Genomic DNA, 17,777 nt, shown 5'->3' with positions numbered 1-17,777 from the left:
AGTCAATCTTCTATTTATGATAAGGGGATCCCTGCTGAATGGTAAAAGAACGATAAATTTGTTCAACAAGGACTAATCTCATTAACTGGTGTGGCAAGGTCAAACGCCCAAAACTAACAGAAAGATTCGCTCGATGTTTCACAGCAGGGGATAGTCCCAGACTTCCACCAATAATAAATGTAAGGGTAGAAAATCCATTTATAGAAGCTTGTTCTAACTGTTTACTGAATTCTTCTGAAGAGAGAGTTTTTCCTTCAATTGCCAACACAATAACAAAATCTCTTTCTCCAACTTTAGAAAGAATTCGATTTCCCTCTATTTCTAATATTTTGTGATTTTCTGACTCACTTGCCTTATCTGGAGTTTTCTCATCAGCAAGCTCAATCATTTCTAATTTTGCGAAACGTGAAATTCGTTTGCCATATTCAGCAATACCATCTTTAAGGTATTTTTCTTTTAATTTTCCCACTGTTACAATTTTTATTTTCATTCTTCTATTCTATCATATCCACACTTCATTTCACATCTTATACACATAAAAATCATCCTAAATTTCTAGCAAATTCACAGAATAAAGCGAGTTATCCACAACTTGTGTAAAACTTTAAACTTTTAAGTTTGAATTAAGTTAATAGGTTTATACTTTAATTAAATAACAAATAATTGGAGGCGTTTATGAAACACTTACAAACACTTTACAAAAAAGGAGTTACATTTTTTGTAATTGTTCTCATCGGATTTTTAAGTGGAGCTTTGGGAAGTTTTGTAACACTACAACTTTCACAAAAACAAGGAAGTCAAGCTACGAATAATAATTCTGGCACTGTCACTCAAACATCCTATAAGAATGAAAATTCAACCACTCAAGCAGTAAATAAAGTTAAGGATGCTGTTGTCTCAATCATTACTTATTCTTCTAATAGTAGACAAAGTAGTGTATTTAATGCTGATGAAGCTAATTCTGATTCAGATAATCAACAAATCGCAAGCGAGGGATCAGGGGTTATCTATAAAAAGAACGACAAAGATGCCTATCTTGTAACAAATACTCACGTTATCAATGGAGCTTCAAAAGTCGACATCCGTTTAGCAGATGGTACAAAAGTTCCTGGTGAAATTGTCGGATCTGATACTTTCTCTGATATTGCTGTCGTTAAAATTTCTTCAGAAAAAGTTACAACAGTAGCAGAATTTGGGGATTCAAGTCAACTTAGTGTTGGAGAAACAGCAATTGCTATCGGTAGTCCTCTAGGTTCAGAATATGCTAATACAGTTACACAGGGAATCATCTCAAGTCTTAATCGAAATGTTTCTCTAAAATCTGAAGATGGTCAAGCTATTTCAACAAAAGCCATTCAAACAGATACGGCCATTAACCCTGGTAACTCTGGTGGTCCACTTATAAACATTCAAGGACAAGTAATTGGTATTACATCAAGTAAAATTGCAAGTAATGGTGGAACATCTGTAGAAGGTCTTGGTTTTGCAATTCCTTCAAACGATGCACAAAATATCATTAAACAGCTTGAAAGTGATGGTAAAGTGACTCGTCCTGCTCTTGGAATTCAAATGGTCAATCTGTCAAATGTTGGAGCTAGTGATCTTAGAAAGCTAAACATTCCAAGTGGCCTCACTTCAGGTGTAGTTGTTCGATCTGTTCAAAGTAATATGCCAGCAAATGGACATCTTCAAAAATACGATGTCATTACCAAAGTTGACGACAAAGAGATTGCCTCATCAACAGACCTACAACATGCCCTTTACAATCATGCTATTGGAGACACTATAAAAATAACCTACTACCGTAATGGTAAAGAAGAAACAACCTCTATAAAATTAGATAAGAATTCTGGTGATTTAGAACATTAATTGACATCAGTGTAAAGAAAACTTTACAGAAAGTAAAAGATATGTTAGTGTAGAATCATGGAAAAATTTGAAATGATTTCTATCTCTGAAATACAAAAGAATCCTTACCAACCTCGAAAAGAATTTGATGTAGAAAAATTGAAAGAGTTGGCTCAGTCAATCAAAGAAAATGGACTAATTCAACCAATCATTGTTCGTCAATCTCCTGTAATTGGTTATGAAATCCTTGCAGGAGAGAGACGATATCGGGCTTCTCTCTTAGCTGGTCTGACCTCTATTCCAGCCGTTGTGAAACACCTCTCAGATCAAGAAATGATGATCCAATCAATCATTGAGAATTTGCAGAGAGAAAATTTAAATCCTGTTGAAGAAGCACGCGCCTACGAATCTTTAGTAGAAAAAGGATTTACTCATACTGAGATAGCGGATAAAATAGGAAAATCTCGTCCTTATATCACTAATTTTATTCGTTTACTTTCCCTACCAGAACATATCTTATCGGAAGTAGAAAATGGAAAAATTTCTCAAGCTCATGCACGTTCACTAGTTGGTTTGGATAAAGAGCAACAGGAATATTTCTTTCAGCTAATCAAAAATGAAGACATCTCTGTGAGAAAGTTAGAAACACTGCTGACAGAGAAAAAACAAAAGAAGCATAAAAAAAGTGATTCTTTCATCAAAGATGAGGAAGATAAATTAAAAAAACGACTGGGATTAAATGTAGAAATTAAACTTTCTAAAAAAGATACTGGAAAGATTATTATTTCTTTTTCAAGCCAAGAAGAATATAACAGAATTATCAACAGCCTAGAATAAGGCTGTTCTTTTATTTTTTCAACCCACAAATTTATCCACTATTTTTTATAGCAGAAAACCAAAGAATTCAAGGGAATCCCTCACTTTTCCCCAACCTGTGGATAAAAAGTGTAAACATTGTGGATTCTTTTCCACAGATTGTGGAAAAATGCTATCATCTATGGTAAAATAAGTTTAACAGTAAACCTTTTTATATCAAATATAGAAAAGGAGGGGATAATCGGTGAAAGAAAAACAATTTTGGAATCAAATCTTAGAATTGGCTCAAGAAAGATTGACACGTTCTATGTACGATTTCTATGCCACACCTGCTGAACTCATAAAAGTGGAGGGAAATGTAGCTACTATCTTTTTACCTAGACCTGAAATGGAAATGGTTTGGAAAAAACAGCTCAAGGATATCATTGTGGCCGCTGGTTTTGAAGTTTATGATACTGAAATAAAAACTCAATTTGTCCTAACAAAACCTGAGGAAGAATCTTCAACCTATGTCATGGATTCTGAAAATAGCAATCATTATGTTACTTCACAGGCCAATCTTGCTATTCCATATTCTGAAACAGGATTAAAGGAAAAATACACCTTTGATAACTTTATTCAAGGAGATGGAAATATCTGGGCTAAGTCTGCTGCTCTGGCTGTTTCCGAAGATCTCGCCTTGACTTATAATCCCCTTTTCATCTATGGAGGACCTGGTCTTGGAAAAACTCACTTACTAAACGCGATTGGAAATGAGATTCTGAAAAATATTCCTGATGCGCGTGTCAAGTACATTCCTGCCGAAAGTTTTATCAACGACTTTCTTGAGCATCTGAGGCTCGGGGAAATGGAAAAATTTAAAAAAACTTACCGAAGCCTTGATCTCTTACTGATTGATGATATCCAATCTCTCAGTGGCAAAAAGGTTGCAACTCAAGAAGAGTTTTTCAATACTTTCAACGCTCTTCATAGCAATCAAAAACAAATCGTTCTGACTAGTGACCGAAGTCCTAAACACCTAGAAGGCCTTGAAGAAAGACTTGTCACGCGCTTTAGCTGGGGATTGACTCAAAATATCACTCCTCCTGACTTTGAGACACGTATCGCCATTCTTCAAAGTAAAACGGAACATTTAAACTACCATTTCCAGAGTGATACCCTAGAATATCTGGCTGGCCAATTTGATTCAAATGTTCGAGAATTGGAAGGAGCAATTAACGATATCACTTTAATTGCCAGAGTAAAGAAGATTAAAGACATCACTATTGATATTGCTGCAGAGGCTATTAGAGCTCGCAAACAAGATGTTAGCCAACTGCTAGTCATTCCAATTGACAAAATTCAAACTGAAGTTGGTAATTTTTATGGAGTGAGTGTCAAAGAAATGAAGGGGACGAGACGAGTTCAAAACATCGTTTTGGCGCGTCAAGTAGCCATGTATCTAGCTAGAGAACTGACGGATAATAGTCTTCCAAAAATCGGAAAAGAATTTGGCGGAAAGGATCACACTACAGTTATTCATGCCCATGCTAAAATAAAATCATTGATTGATGAAGACGATAATTTACGCTTAGAAATCGAAGCAATCAAAAAGAAAATTAAATAGTTTGTGGATAACTTTTCCTTTTCTATCTTTTTTATCCACATTTTTTAAACAAGCTAAAAATCTTGAAGTCACTAAATAGAAATCAGTTTTCCACAGAATTCACACACTCTATTATTTCTATTATCCTTCTAATACTAAAAAATAAATAAAGGAGAATCCATGATTCATTTTTCAATTAATAAAAATTTATTTCTACAAGCCTTAAATACTACAAAACGAGCAATTAGCTCGAAAAATGCCATTCCAATTTTATCAACAATCAAAATTGATGTTACCAATGAAGGAATTACTTTAATTGGATCAAATGGGCAAATCTCCATTGAAAATTTTATTTCTCAAAAGAATGAAGATGCTGGTCTTTTGATTACTTCCTTAGGTTCGATTCTTCTAGAAGCCTCTTTCTTTATCAATGTTGTATCCAGTCTTCCAGATGTAACACTTGATTTCAAAGAGATTGAACAAAAACAAATTGTCTTAACAAGTGGCAAATCAGAAATTACCCTAAAAGGAAAAGATAGCGAACAATACCCTCGCATTCAAGAAATTTCAGTAAGCACTCCTTTGGTCCTTGAAACAAAACTACTCAAGAAAATTATCAATGAAACAGCTTTTGCAGCAAGTACGCAAGAAAGTCGTCCAATCTTAACAGGTGTCCACTTCGTATTGAGCCAAAATAAAGAACTAAAAACAGTTGCGACAGATTCTCATCGCCTTAGCCAGAAAAAATTGACTCTTGAAAAAAATGGAGATGATTTCGATGTGGTGATCCCTAGTCGCTCTCTACGCGAATTTTCAGCGGTATTTACGGATGATATTGAAACTGTGGAGATTTTCTTTGCAAATAATCAAATCCTCTTTAGAAGCGAAAATATTAGTTTCTATACTCGTCTACTAGAAGGTAATTATCCTGATACAGATCGCTTAATTCCAACCGACTTTAATACGACAGTAACTTTTGATGTTGTTAATTTGCGTCAATCAATGGAACGCGCACGTCTCTTATCAAGTGCGACTCAAAATGGTACTGTGAAGCTTGAAATTAAAGGTGGTGTTGTTAGCGCCCATGTTCATTCTCCTGAGGTTGGTAAAGTAAACGAAGAGATTGATACTGAGCAGGTGGCTGGGGATGATTTGACTATTAGTTTCAACCCGACTTACTTGATTGATTCTCTTAAAGCTTTAAATAGCGAAAAGGTGACCATTAGCTTTATCTCAGCTGTTCGTCCATTCACTCTCGTGCCAGCAGATACTGACGAAGACTTCATGCAGCTCATCACACCAGTTCGTACAAATTAAGTGAAAGAGGTTGAGCCTAGCTCGCCTCTTTTATGATATAATCAAAAAAGAAAAGGAGAGTAGTATGTATCAAGTTGGAAATTTTGTTGAGATGAAAAAACCACATGCTTGCACAATCAAGTCAACAGGAAAAAAAGCCAATCGTTGGGAAATTACACGTGTAGGGGCAGATATCAAAATCAAATGTAGCAATTGCGACCACCTTGTTATGATGAGTCGCCATGATTTTGAACGAAAAATGAATAAGATTATTGACTAAGAACCCTTAGTTAGAGAGTTAGCAAGTTTTCCATTTTTGTGTTATAATGTTAGGGATTGAAATGAGAACGGAGAATGAGAAACTATGGCTTTAACAGCAGGTATCGTTGGTTTGCCAAACGTTGGGAAATCAACCCTTTTTAATGCAATTACAAAAGCAGGAGCAGAGGCAGCAAACTACCCATTTGCGACTATTGATCCAAACGTTGGAATGGTAGAAGTTCCAGATGAACGCCTACAAAAACTAACTGAAATGATTACTCCTAAAAAGACAGTTCCAACAACTTTTGAATTTACAGATATTGCAGGGATTGTAAAAGGTGCATCAAAAGGGGAAGGTCTAGGGAATAAATTCTTGGCCAACATTCGTGAAGTAGATGCGATTGTTCATGTTGTGCGTGCATTTGATGATGAAAATGTTATGCGCGAGCAAGGACGTGAAGACGCCTTTGTGGATCCACTTGCAGATATCGATACCATTAACTTAGAGTTGATTCTTGCTGACTTAGAATCAGTTAATAAACGCTATGCACGTGTAGAAAAGATGGCGCGTACGCAAAAAGATAAAGAATCAGTAGCAGAGTTTAATGTTCTTCAAAAAATTAAACCTGTTCTTGAAGATGGAAAATCAGCACGTACAATCGAATTTACAGATGAGGAACAAAAGGTTGTCAAAGGTCTCTTCCTTTTAACCACTAAACCAGTTCTTTATGTTGCCAATGTGGATGAGGATGTAGTTTCAGATCCAGATTCTATCGATTATGTGAAGCAAATTCGTGAATTTGCAGCGACAGAAAATGCAGAGGTAGTTGTTATTTCCGCGCGTGCTGAGGAAGAAATTTCTGAGTTAGACGATGAGGATAAGCAAGAGTTTCTTGAAGCACTTGGCTTGACAGAATCAGGTGTTGATAAATTGACTCGAGCTGCTTACCACTTGCTTGGACTTGGAACTTACTTTACAGCTGGTGAAAAAGAAGTCCGTGCTTGGACCTTTAAGCGTGGTATGAAAGCTCCTCAAGCAGCTGGTATTATCCACTCAGATTTTGAAAAAGGTTTTATTCGTGCAGTAACCATGTCATATGAGGATCTAGTAAAATACGGATCTGAAAAAGCTGTAAAAGAAGCTGGGCGCTTGCGTGAAGAAGGAAAAGAATATATCGTTCAAGATGGCGATATCATGGAATTCCGCTTTAATGTCTAGTAACATTTAACAAATAGTGTCAATTAGGTTGGAAAAAAATTCCAACCCTTTTGGCTTTTGAAAGGAAAATAAATGACTAAATTACTTGTTGGATTAGGAAATCCAGGGGATAAATATTTTGAAACCAAGCACAACGTTGGATTTATGTTGATTGACCAATTGGCTAAAAAACAAAATGTCACCTTTACACATGACAAGATATTTCAAGCTGACCTAGCATCTTTTTTCTTAAATGGAGAAAAAATTTATCTGGTCAAACCAACTACTTTTATGAATGAAAGTGGAAAAGCAGTTCATGCTTTATTGACTTACTATGGTTTGGATATTGAAGATTTACTCGTTATTTACGACGATCTTGACATGGAAGTTGGGAAAATTCGTTTAAGAGCAAAGGGCTCAGCAGGTGGTCATAATGGGATTAAATCTATTATTCAACATATAGGTACTCAGGTCTTTAACCGTGTTAAAATAGGTATTGGAAGACCTAAAAAAGGTATGTCAGTTGTTCACCATGTTTTAAGTAAGTTTGATCAGGATGACTATGTAGGTATTTTACAATCAATTGACAAGGTTGACGATGCTGTAAACTACTATTTACAAGAGAAAAACTTTGAGAAAACAATGCAGAGGTATAACGGCTAAATGGTGACTTTATTAGATTTATTCTCAGAAAATGATCAGATAAAAAAATGGCATCAAAATCTGACAGATAAGAAAAGACAACTGATACTAGGACTATCAACTTCTACCAAGGCTCTTGCAATTGCAAGTAGTCTAAAAAAAGAAAAAAAGATTGTGTTATTGACATCGACTTATGGAGAAGCAGAACGAATTATCAGTGATCTTCTTTCTATCTTAGGAGAGGAATTTGTCTATCCATTTTTGGTAGATGACTCTCCTATGGTAGAGTTTTTGATGTCTTCACAAGAAAAAATTATTTCGCGAGTTGAAGCCTTGCGTTTTTTAACTGATTCATCTAAGAAAGGGATTTTAGTTTGTAATATAGCAGCAAGTCGATTGATTTTACCTTCTCCAACTGGATTTAAAGAAAGTATTATAAATATTTCAGTTGGTGAAGAATATGACCAACATGACCTTCTTCACAAATTAAAGGAAATAGGCTATCGCAAAGTTACGCAAGTACAAACTCAAGGTGAGTTTAGTATTCGAGGAGATATTTTAGATATTTTTGAGATGTCTCAGTTAGAACCTTTCCGAATCGAGTTTTTTGGTGATGAAGTAGATGGAATTCGGACTTTTGAAGTGGAGACACAATTATCAAAAGAAAATCAAACAGAACTTATTATCTTTCCAGCTAGTGATATACTTTTAAGAGAAAGAGACTATATACGAGGTCAGTCAGCTTTAGAAAAGCAAATTTCGAAGACCTTATCACCAATTTTAAAATCATACTTGGAAGAGATTTTGTCAAGTTTTCATCAAAAACAAGTACATTCAGATAGTCGAAAGTTTTTATCTTTATGTTACGATAAAACATGGACTATATTTGATTATATTGAAAAAGATATGCCAGTATTATTTGATGATTACCAAAAATTGATGAATCAGTATGAAGTCTTTGAAAGAGAGTTAGCGCAATACTTTACAGAAGATTTACAGAATGGTAAATCATTTTCTGATATGCAGTATTTTGCAGATACAGAGCAAATCTATAAAAAACAAAGTCCAGTTACCTTTTTCTCCAATCTCCAAAAAGGACTAGGAAATCTCAAGTTTGATTACATTTATCAATTTAATCAGTATCCAATGCAAGAGTTTTTCAATCAATTTTCTTTTCTTAGAGAAGAAATTGAGCGATATAAAAAAATGAACTACACCATTGTTTTGCAGTCTAGCAATTCAATGGGAAGTAAAACATTGGAGGATGTTTTAGAGGAATACCAGATTAAATTGGATTCAAGAGATAAGTCAAGTATCTGTAAAGAATCTGTAAACTTAATCGAAGGTAATTTAAGACATGGTTTTCATTTTGTAGATGAAAAAATTCTCTTGATTACTGAACATGAGATTTTTCAAAAGAAATTAAAACGTCGTTTTAGAAGACAACATGCTTCGAATGCAGAGCGATTAAAAGATTATAATGAACTTGAAAAAGGGGACTACGTTGTTCACCATATCCATGGAATTGGCCAATATCTAGGCATTGAAACAATTGAAATCAAAGGGATTCACCGTGATTATGTCAGTGTTCAATACCAAAATGGGGATCAAATCTCCATCCCAGTAGAGCAGATTCAATTACTATCCAAATATGTTTCAAGTGATGGTAAAGCGCCAAAACTTAATAAATTAAATGATGGTCATTTCAAAAAGGCCAAGCAAAAAGTTAAGAACCAGGTAGAGGATATAGCTGACGATTTAATCAAGCTTTATTCTGAGCGTAGTCAGTTGAAGGGTTTTGCTTTCTCAGCTGATGATGATGAGCAACATGCTTTTGATGATGATTTCCCTTATGTTGAAACGGATGATCAACTTCGTAGTATTGAGGAAATCAAGAGAGATATGCAGGATTCTCATCCCATGGATCGACTTCTGGTTGGAGATGTTGGTTTTGGGAAGACTGAAGTAGCAATGCGTGCAGCCTTTAAGGCGGTCAATGATCATAAACAAGTTGTCGTTCTAGTTCCGACGACGGTTCTAGCACAACAACACTATACCAACTTTAAGGAACGATTCCAAAATTTTGCAGTTAATATTGATGTGTTGAGTCGCTTTAGAAGTAAAAAAGAGCAGGCAGAGACACTTGAAAAATTAAAGAATGGTCAAGTCGATATTTTGATTGGAACCCATCGTGTTTTGTCAAAAGATGTTGTGTTTTCAGATTTGGGCTTGATGATTATTGATGAGGAACAACGATTTGGTGTCAAGCATAAGGAAACATTGAAAGAACTGAAGAAGCAAGTGGATGTCCTAACCTTGACAGCAACGCCAATTCCTCGTACCCTCCATATGTCTATGCTGGGAATACGAGATTTGTCTGTTATTGAAACTCCGCCAACTAATCGCTATCCTGTTCAGACTTATGTTTTGGAAAAGAATGATAGTGTGATTCGTGATGCTGTCTTGCGTGAAATGGAGCGTGGAGGTCAAGTTTACTATCTTTACAACAAAGTTGACACGATTGATCAGAAGGTTTCAGAATTACAGGATTTGATTCCAGAAGCTTCAATTGGGTTTGTTCATGGACAAATGAGTGAAATTCAGTTAGAAAACACTCTATTGGACTTTATTGATGGCCAATATGATATTTTGGTGACAACTACCATAATTGAAACAGGCGTTGACATTCCAAACGCCAATACCTTATTTATCGAAAATGCAGACCATATGGGATTGTCAACCTTGTATCAATTAAGAGGAAGAGTTGGTCGGAGCAATCGTATTGCCTATGCTTATCTTATGTATCGTCCAGAAAAATCAATCAGTGAAGTCTCTGAAAAGAGATTAGAAGCAATCAAAGGATTTACAGAATTGGGATCTGGATTTAAGATTGCGATGCGAGATCTTTCTATTCGTGGAGCAGGAAACCTCTTAGGAAAATCCCAATCGGGCTTTATTGATTCTGTTGGTTTTGAATTGTATTCACAGCTACTAGAGGAAGCTATTGCTAAACGACATGGTAATGGGAACACAAGAACCAAAGGGAACGCCGAATTGATTTTACAAATCGATGCCTATCTTCCTGATACTTATATTTCTGACCAACGACATAAGATTGAAATTTACAAGAAAATTCGTCAAATTGACAATCGTGTCAACTATGAAGAATTACAGGAAGAATTGATGGATCGTTTCGGGGAGTATCCAGATGTAGTGGCCTATCTTTTAGAGATTGGTTTGGTCAAATCATACTTGGATAAGGTCTTTGTAGAACGTGTGGAAAGAAAAGAGAATAAGATTACAGTTCAATTTGAAAAAATCACTCAGCGACTGTTCTTGGCTCAAGATTATTTTAAAGCCTTATCTGCAACCAACTTAAAAGCGGCCATAGCGGAGAATAGAGGGATAATGGAAGTCGTATTTGATGTCCGAAACAAGAAGGATTATGAAATTTTAGAAGGTTTGCTGATTTTTGGAGAAAGTTTACTAGAGATAAAAGAATCAAAGGAAGCTAATTCTCTTTGACGTTTTTCTTCTATAAAAGGGATAAAAATGGTACAATAATAATTTGAGGTAATAAAAATGAGATTAGACAAGTATTTAAAAGTATCACGAATTATTAAGCGTCGTACAGTCGCAAAGGAAGTAGCAGATAAAGGTAGAATCAAGGTAAATGGAATTTTGGCCAAAAGTTCAACGGATTTGAAAGTTGATGACCAAGTTGAAATTCGCTTTGGAAATAAGTTGTTGCTTGTAAAAGTACTGGAGATGAAAGATAGTACAAAAAAAGAAGATGCAGCAGGCATGTATGAAATTATCAGTGAAACACGGGTAGAAGAAAATGTCTAAAAATATTGTACAGATGAACAATCCTTTTATTCAAAATGAACACCAACGTCGTCGTTACCTGATGAAGGAAAGACAAAAGAGAAATCGCTTTATGGGTTGGGTTCTGATTTTGATGATTTTGTTGTTTATTTTACCGACTTATAATCTGGCCCAAAGCTATAATCAGTTACTGCAACGTCGTCAGCAATTGACAGAATTGAAAGAACAATACCAAACTCTTAGTGATGAAAAGGATAAGGAATCTGCTTTTGCTGCAAAGTTGAAAGATGAAGACTATGTAGCAAAATATGCACGTGCCAAGTACTATTACTCAAAGACACGAGAAGCGATTTACACAATTCCTGATTTGCTTCCGAGGTAATGTCATGGAAAATTTATTAGAAGTTGTTGAGAAGTTTTTAAGTTTGTCAGATGAAAAATTAGAAGAATTAGCAACTAAAAATCATTTATTACGATTACAAGAAGAAAGGGAAGGGAAGAATGCGTAAGTTCTTAGTAGTGTTATCACTACTATCTGTTTTTATCATAACTTCAAGAGTAGTTAGCACAGAAAAACAGCTTCCTTACTCTTCACAAGAAATTTATTATCTAACTGAGTCTGATTATGGATTTTACTATAAAGAACCTCTTGAATCGCCAATGGTTTATGGAGAAACTGCTATCTATGCAAATGAGGATTTGATTAAGGAGTCTGGAAAATTGACTCCTGGAACCACCTTTAAAATCGTAGAATGGCGTTTGAATAGACAAGGTATTCCTGTTTTTAAATTAGACAATCATCAGTTTGTCGTTGCAGATAAGCGTTTGGTCTATGATCAAAGTCAAGTTCAAACTCAAAGTAGACAAGTATGGTTGGAACCGGGGTTTGTTATCTATAATAGCCCTTATGATGCTAAAGAAATTTCTTCATCTCTCTCTCCCTATCAACGCGTAATAGTGGATAGAACCCTCTTTGCTGAGGGACAAGAATTTCTTCATATTGATCAAGTTGGGTGGGTACCAAAAGAGTTCGTCTCAGAAGAGGACAATCGCATCCAGAAGGTTCAAGAAATCTTATCAAACAACTATCAGAACGAAAAATACTCTATTTATGTTAAACAACTGAGCACAGGAAAAGAGGCTGGGGTGAATGAAGACAGCAAACTCTATGCAGCTAGCATCTTGAAACTGGCCTACCTTTATTATGCTCAAGATAAGATAAACCAAGGTTCTTATACACTGGATAGTAGCTTCAAGTATGTCCCAGAAGTAAATAGCTTTCCTGGATCCTATAAAGTAGAAGGTAGTGGTAGTTTACCTAAAAAAGAAGATAACAAAGATTACAGTCTCAAGCAGTTAATTACCAAGATAACAAAAGAGTCTGATAATGTTGCTCATAATATTTTAGGTTATTATGTGACCAATCAATCTGACGGGGCTTTTAAAGAAAAAATGTCCACTATTATGGGTGAAGATTGGGATGAGAATGATAAATTAACTTCTTCAAAAATGGCTGGAAAGATCATGGAAGCTATTTATAATCAGAATGGTTTTGTACTAGAGTCTCTTAGTAAGACTGATTTTGACAATCAACGAATTGCCAAGGGTGTTTCTGCTAAGATAGCTCATAAAATCGGAGATGCGGATGAGTTTAAACATGACACTGCAATTGTTTATACGGACTCTCCTTTCGTTCTTTCCATTTTCACCAAAAATTCTGATTATGACACTATTGCTAAAATAGCCAAGGATGTCTATGAGGTTCTAAAATGAGGGAGCAGGATTTTTTAAATCATTTTCTTCGAAAAGAGTATTTCAAAAAACATTCTAAAGTCCTATTGGCTCTGTCTGGTGGACTGGATTCGATGTTTTTATTCCATCTATTGTCTACTTATCAAAATGAGTTGGGAATTGAGCTGATTTTAACTCATGTCAATCATAAGCAGAGAAGTGAGTCTGACTGGGAGGAAAATGAACTAAGGAAGTTAGCTGATGTAGCTGGACTTCCTATTTATATCACAAGCTTTTCAGGAGACTTTTCAGAAGCGCATGCTCGAGAGTTTCGTTATGATTTTTTTAGGAAAATCATGAAAGAGGTTGGGGCGACAGCCTTGGTCACTGCCCACCATGCAGATGATCAGGTTGAAACGATTTTGATGCGATTCATTCGCGGAAGTCGGTTACGTCATTTAACAGGAATAAAAGAAAGTCAAGTAGTTGATGATATTGAAATCATCCGTCCCTTATTGCATTTTCATAAAACAGACTTCCCACCAATTTATCATTTCGAAGATCAAACAAATCGTGAGAATAGCTATTTTCGCAATCGGATTCGAAATAGGTATTTACCAGAGCTTGAAAAAGAAAATCCCCGCCTTAGATCCGCTCTTTTAAATCTAGGAAGTGAGATTTCAGATTACCAAGCAGCCATAACGGAGCTTTCTGAACAGATTGATGTAGAAGATTTGAATGAGCTCTTTTCATTCTCACAACAAACTCAAGGGGTCTTGCTCCAGAACTATCTCAATCAATTTCCTGACTTAAATCTTACGAAAGCTCAGTTTGCAGAAGTTCGACAGATTTTAGCAAGGAAAAGTCAGTATCGTCACCCACTGAAAAATGGTTATGAATTGATAAAAGAGTATCAGAATTTTCGAGTTTGCAAAATCAGTCCTCAGGCTGATGAAAAGGAAGACGAACTTGTGTTACACTATCAAAATCAAGTTCGACATAAGGGCTATCTATTTTCCTTTGGTATTCCTGTTGAAGGAGATTCTGTTCAAAAAATAATGGTTTCACGGGAAACACCGATACATATTAGGTGTCGAAAACCTGGCGATGTTCTTGTCCTGAATGGTCATCGAAAGAAACTGAGACGTCTATTTATAGATTTGAAAATCCCTATTGAAAAACGAAAAACAACTCCTATTATTGAGCAATTTGGAGAAATTGTCTCAATTTTAGGAATTGCGACCAGTGATTTGAGTAAAAACACGAAAAATGATATAATGAACACTGTACTTTATATAGAAAAAATAGATAGGTAAAAAGATGTTAGAACACGATATTAAAAAAATCCTCATTTCACATGATGAAATTACAGAAGCAGCTAAAAAGCTAGGTGCACAATTAGCCAAAGACTATGAGGGGAAAAATCCAATTCTTGTTGGAATTTTGAAAGGATCGATTCCTTTTATGGCTGAATTGGTCAAACATATTGATACGCATATTGAGATGGACTTCATGATGGTATCTAGCTACCATGGTGGAACTGCAAGCAGTGGTGTGATCAATATCAAGCAAGACGTAACTCAGGATATCAAAGGAAGACATATTCTATTTGTAGAAGATATCATCGATACAGGTCAAACTTTGAAGAACCTGAGAGATATGTTTATTGCAAGAGAAGCAGCTTCTGTTAAGATTGCAACCATGTTAGATAAACCAGAAGGGCGAATTGTTGAAATCGAAGCTGATTATACTTGCTTTACGATTCCAAATGAGTTTGTAGTAGGATATGGTTTGGACTACAAAGAAAACTATCGTAATCTTCCTTATGTTGGAGTGTTGAAAGAGGAAGTTTATTCAAATTAGAAAGAGCATTCTTTAATGAAAAAACAAAATAATGGTTTAGTTAGAAATCCATTTCTATACTTGTTAATTATCTTCTTCCTTGTAACAGGATTTCAGTATTTTTACTCTGGAAATGCTGCTGGGAAAAGTGAAAAAATTAACTATACAGAATTGGTAAAAGAAATTACAGCAGACAATGTAAAAGAATTGACCTATCAGCCGAATGGTAGCATCATTGAGGTGTCTGGTGTTTATAAAAATCCTAAGACAAGTAAAGAAGAAACAGGAATTCAATTTTTCACTCCTGATGCTACGACAGTAGAAAGATTCTCAAGTACCATTCTTCCGTCGGATTCAACAGTTGCAGAATTGCAAAAACTTGCTTCTGAACATAAGGCTGAGGTAACGGTTAAACATGAGAGTTCGAGTGGTATGTGGATCAATATCCTTGTCTCTGTTGTGCCATTTGCCATTCTCTTCTTCTTCCTATTCTCTATGATGGGAAATATGGGAGGAAACAATAGTAGAAATCCAATGAGTTTTGGACGTAGCAAGGCCAAGGCTGCTAACAAAGAAGATATCAAGGTACGATTTTCAGATGTTGCAGGTGCCGAGGAAGAAAAACAAGAATTAGTTGAAGTTGTTGAATTCCTAAAAGACCCAAAACGATTTACAAAACTTGGTGCGCGTATTCCTGCGGGTGTTCTTTTAGAGGGACCTCCGGGAACAGGTAAGACTTTGCTTGCTAAGGCAGTTGCTGGAGAAGCAGGCGTTCCATTCTTTAGCATCTCAGGATCGGACTTTGTAGAAATGTTTGTCGGAGTTGGTGCAAGTCGTGTTCGTTCTCTTTTTGAGGATGCTAAAAAAGCAGCACCAGCCATTATCTTTATCGATGAAATTGACGCTGTTGGTCGCCAACGTGGTGTTGGCCTCGGTGGAGGAAATGATGAACGTGAGCAAACCTTGAACCAGCTCTTAATTGAAATGGATGGTTTTGAGGGTAATGAAGGAATTATCGTTATCGCTGCGACAAACCGTTCAGATGTCCTCGATCCTGCTCTACTACGCCCTGGGCGTTTTGATAGAAAAGTCTTGGTTGGTCGCCCTGATGTTAAAGGTCGTGAAGCAATTTTGAAAGTTCACGCTAAAAACAAACCTCTAGCAGAGGATGTTGATTTGAAATTAGTTGCCCAACAAACTCCAGGTTTTGTTGGTGCTGACTTGGAAAATGTTCTAAACGAGGCAGCTTTGGTTGCTGCTCGTCGCAACAAGTCAGTCATTGATGCTTCAGATATTGATGAGGCAGAGGACAGAGTGATTGCTGGACCATCTAAGAAAGATAAAACAGTATCACAAAGAGAACGTGAATTGGTTGCCTACCATGAGGCTGGACATACCATTGTTGGTTTAGTCTTGTCAAATGCCCGTGTTGTTCATAAAGTGACCATCGTACCACGTGGACGTGCAGGCGGATACATGATTGCACTTCCTAAAGAAGATCAAATGCTTCTTTCTAAAGAAGATATGAAAGAGCAATTAGCAGGTTTGATGGGTGGTCGTGTAGCTGAAGAGATTATCTTTAATGTCCAAACTACAGGAGCTTCAAATGACTTTGAACAAGCTACACAGATGGCGCGTGCAATGGTCACTGAATACGGTATGAGTGAAAAACTAGGTCCAGTTCAATATGAAGGCAATCATGCTATGTTTGGTGCACAAAGTCCTCAAAAATCAATTTCAGAGCAAACAGCCTATGAGATTGATGAGGAAGTTCGTTCATTATTAAATGAAGCACGGAATAAAGCAGCTGAAATAATTCAATCAAATCGTGAAACTCACAAACTGATTGCAGAAGCATTGTTGAAATACGAAACATTGAATAGTACTCAAATTAAATCTCTTTACGAAACAGGAAAAATGCCTGAGACTGTAGAAGAGGAAACCCATGCCCTATCTTATGATGAAGTAAAATCAAAAATGAGTGAAGAAAAATAACCCCAGAGAGGCTTTGCCTCTCTTTTTGTGTGCCGTTTAGAGTGGAAAGTATATAGAAGAGGAGAAGAGGATCAAAAGTTTTCTGCATTCTGCTAGACTAAAGGAAGAAAGGAGAAATCTATGAATCTAAAAGAATTATATGAAGAAAGCAAGGGGATTGTCCATAAGTGTCGGAAAGATTATCATCTCCATCTGTGGGAGAAAGAGGACTGGGACCAGGAGGGTATGATGTGCCTCTATGAGCTAGTCAGTCACCATCCAGAGTTACTAGAGGGAGAACGCCATCGACTATATGTCTGCTTTAAAACCAAATTCCGCAATCGCATCCTAGACTACATCCGTAAACAGGAAAGTCACAAGCGCCGTTTCGACAAAGAGCCCTATGAGGAGGTGAGCGAAATTAGTCATCGCTTAGGCGAAAAAGGACTGAGACTAGATGATTATTATCTCTTTCACGAACTTCTAAGAAATTACAGAGCAAGTCAGAGTAAAGAAAAACAAGAACAACTTGATCGTCTCATGGGAGGGGAATGTTTCAAAGGACGCAAGGCACTCCTAGGAGAATTAAGAGTGGTATTGAGTGATTTTAGATAAAATGAAAATAGCCCAAAAAAGTTCTTGACAAAGGCAAAAAAGTAGGTATAATAGAAAGAGTTGAAAAGCTCAGGTCCGTTGGTCAAGGGGTTAAGACACCGCCTTTTCACGGCGGTAACACGGGTTCGAATCCCGTACGGA

Annotated in this window: 17 protein-coding genes; 16 read left to right on the top strand and 1 reads right to left on the bottom strand. The window is 36.2% G+C overall.

Features of this window, described 5'->3' with window-relative positions; genetic code table 11:
- Window positions 1–10 precede the first annotated feature (10 nt).
- Window positions 11–490, bottom strand: a complete 480-nt coding sequence (rlmH, locus tag DF216_RS06355) for a 23S rRNA (pseudouridine(1915)-N(3))-methyltransferase RlmH (protein ID WP_129326312.1) — start codon at window positions 488–490, stop codon at window positions 11–13.
- 185 nt (window positions 491–675) lie between these two features.
- On the opposite strand from rlmH, the gene DF216_RS06350 reads away from it, so the two are divergent.
- The 16 genes from DF216_RS06350 (at window position 676) to DF216_RS06280 (ending at window position 17,636) form a co-directional block, all read left to right on the top strand.
- The gene (locus DF216_RS06350) at window positions 676–1,869 is read left to right on the top strand and encodes a S1C family serine protease (RefSeq protein ID WP_129326311.1); all 1,194 of its coding nucleotides are present in this window, start codon (window positions 676–678) and stop codon (window positions 1,867–1,869) included.
- A 57-nt stretch (window positions 1,870–1,926) separates the two neighbouring features.
- Window positions 1,927–2,685 (top strand): ParB/RepB/Spo0J family partition protein, encoded by a 759-nt coding sequence (locus tag DF216_RS06345; RefSeq protein ID WP_129326310.1) that lies wholly within the window; start codon window positions 1,927–1,929, stop codon window positions 2,683–2,685.
- A gap of 223 nt (window positions 2,686–2,908) precedes the next feature.
- On the top strand, window positions 2,909–4,270 hold the full coding sequence (dnaA, locus tag DF216_RS06340; protein ID WP_061454114.1) for a chromosomal replication initiator protein DnaA: 1,362 nt from the start codon (window positions 2,909–2,911) through the stop codon (window positions 4,268–4,270).
- Between the two features lie 159 nt (window positions 4,271–4,429).
- Entirely contained in the window at window positions 4,430–5,566 is a 1,137-nt protein-coding gene (dnaN, locus tag DF216_RS06335) for a DNA polymerase III subunit beta (protein ID WP_129326309.1), read from the top strand.
- Window positions 5,567–5,630: 64 nt separating this feature from the next.
- Window positions 5,631–5,825 (top strand): DUF951 domain-containing protein, encoded by a 195-nt coding sequence (locus DF216_RS06330; protein WP_000285183.1) that lies wholly within the window; start codon window positions 5,631–5,633, stop codon window positions 5,823–5,825.
- Between the two features lie 84 nt (window positions 5,826–5,909).
- Window positions 5,910–7,025 carry a redox-regulated ATPase YchF gene (ychF, locus tag DF216_RS06325; RefSeq protein WP_001218700.1) on the top strand — a complete coding sequence of 372 codons (1,116 nt, stop codon included), beginning with the start codon at window positions 5,910–5,912 and terminating at the stop codon, window positions 7,023–7,025.
- A gap of 72 nt (window positions 7,026–7,097) precedes the next feature.
- Entirely contained in the window at window positions 7,098–7,667 is a 570-nt protein-coding gene (gene pth, locus DF216_RS06320; protein ID WP_061453864.1) for an aminoacyl-tRNA hydrolase, read from the top strand.
- Window positions 7,668–11,171: a transcription-repair coupling factor gene (mfd, locus tag DF216_RS06315; RefSeq protein ID WP_129326308.1), complete on the top strand. Its 3,504-nt coding sequence runs from the start codon at window positions 7,668–7,670 to the stop codon at window positions 11,169–11,171. It abuts the gene before it with no gap.
- 57 nt (window positions 11,172–11,228) lie between these two features.
- A complete protein-coding gene (locus tag DF216_RS06310) occupies window positions 11,229–11,495 on the top strand; it encodes an RNA-binding S4 domain-containing protein (RefSeq protein WP_001234973.1) in 267 nt (88 codons plus the stop codon).
- Window positions 11,488–11,856, top strand: coding sequence for a septum formation initiator family protein (locus DF216_RS06305; RefSeq protein WP_061453863.1), 369 nt, complete (start codon window positions 11,488–11,490; stop codon window positions 11,854–11,856). The genes DF216_RS06310 and DF216_RS06305 overlap by 8 nt, the downstream gene beginning before the upstream one ends.
- A gap of 4 nt (window positions 11,857–11,860) precedes the next feature.
- A complete protein-coding gene (locus tag DF216_RS11015) occupies window positions 11,861–11,983 on the top strand; it encodes an SP_0009 family protein (RefSeq protein ID WP_000429342.1) in 123 nt (40 codons plus the stop codon).
- Window positions 11,976–13,247: a serine hydrolase gene (locus DF216_RS06300; RefSeq protein WP_129326307.1), complete on the top strand. Its 1,272-nt coding sequence runs from the start codon at window positions 11,976–11,978 to the stop codon at window positions 13,245–13,247. Before DF216_RS11015 ends, DF216_RS06300 begins: the two co-directional genes overlap by 8 nt.
- The gene (gene tilS, locus DF216_RS06295; RefSeq protein WP_129326306.1) at window positions 13,244–14,521 is read left to right on the top strand and encodes a tRNA lysidine(34) synthetase TilS; all 1,278 of its coding nucleotides are present in this window, start codon (window positions 13,244–13,246) and stop codon (window positions 14,519–14,521) included. Before DF216_RS06300 ends, tilS begins: the two co-directional genes overlap by 4 nt.
- Before the next feature lie 4 nt (window positions 14,522–14,525).
- The gene (gene hpt, locus DF216_RS06290) at window positions 14,526–15,068 is read left to right on the top strand and encodes a hypoxanthine phosphoribosyltransferase (RefSeq protein ID WP_000889397.1); all 543 of its coding nucleotides are present in this window, start codon (window positions 14,526–14,528) and stop codon (window positions 15,066–15,068) included.
- A gap of 15 nt (window positions 15,069–15,083) precedes the next feature.
- Complete coding sequence (gene ftsH, locus DF216_RS06285) at window positions 15,084–17,042, top strand: ATP-dependent zinc metalloprotease FtsH (protein ID WP_129326305.1); 1,959 nt, start codon at window positions 15,084–15,086, stop codon at window positions 17,040–17,042.
- Between the two features lie 120 nt (window positions 17,043–17,162).
- Window positions 17,163–17,636 carry a sigma-70 family RNA polymerase sigma factor gene (locus DF216_RS06280; protein WP_129326304.1) on the top strand — a complete coding sequence of 158 codons (474 nt, stop codon included), beginning with the start codon at window positions 17,163–17,165 and terminating at the stop codon, window positions 17,634–17,636.
- Window positions 17,637–17,777: the final 141 nt, after the last annotated feature.

Origin of the sequence: Streptococcus oralis (assembly GCF_004127215.1) — a bacterium.
Taxonomy (GTDB): Bacteria; Bacillota; Bacilli; order Lactobacillales; family Streptococcaceae; genus Streptococcus; species Streptococcus oralis_BD.
The sequence above is the reverse complement of the archived record's forward strand: the minus strand, read 5'-3'. Positions and strand labels throughout refer to the sequence as shown.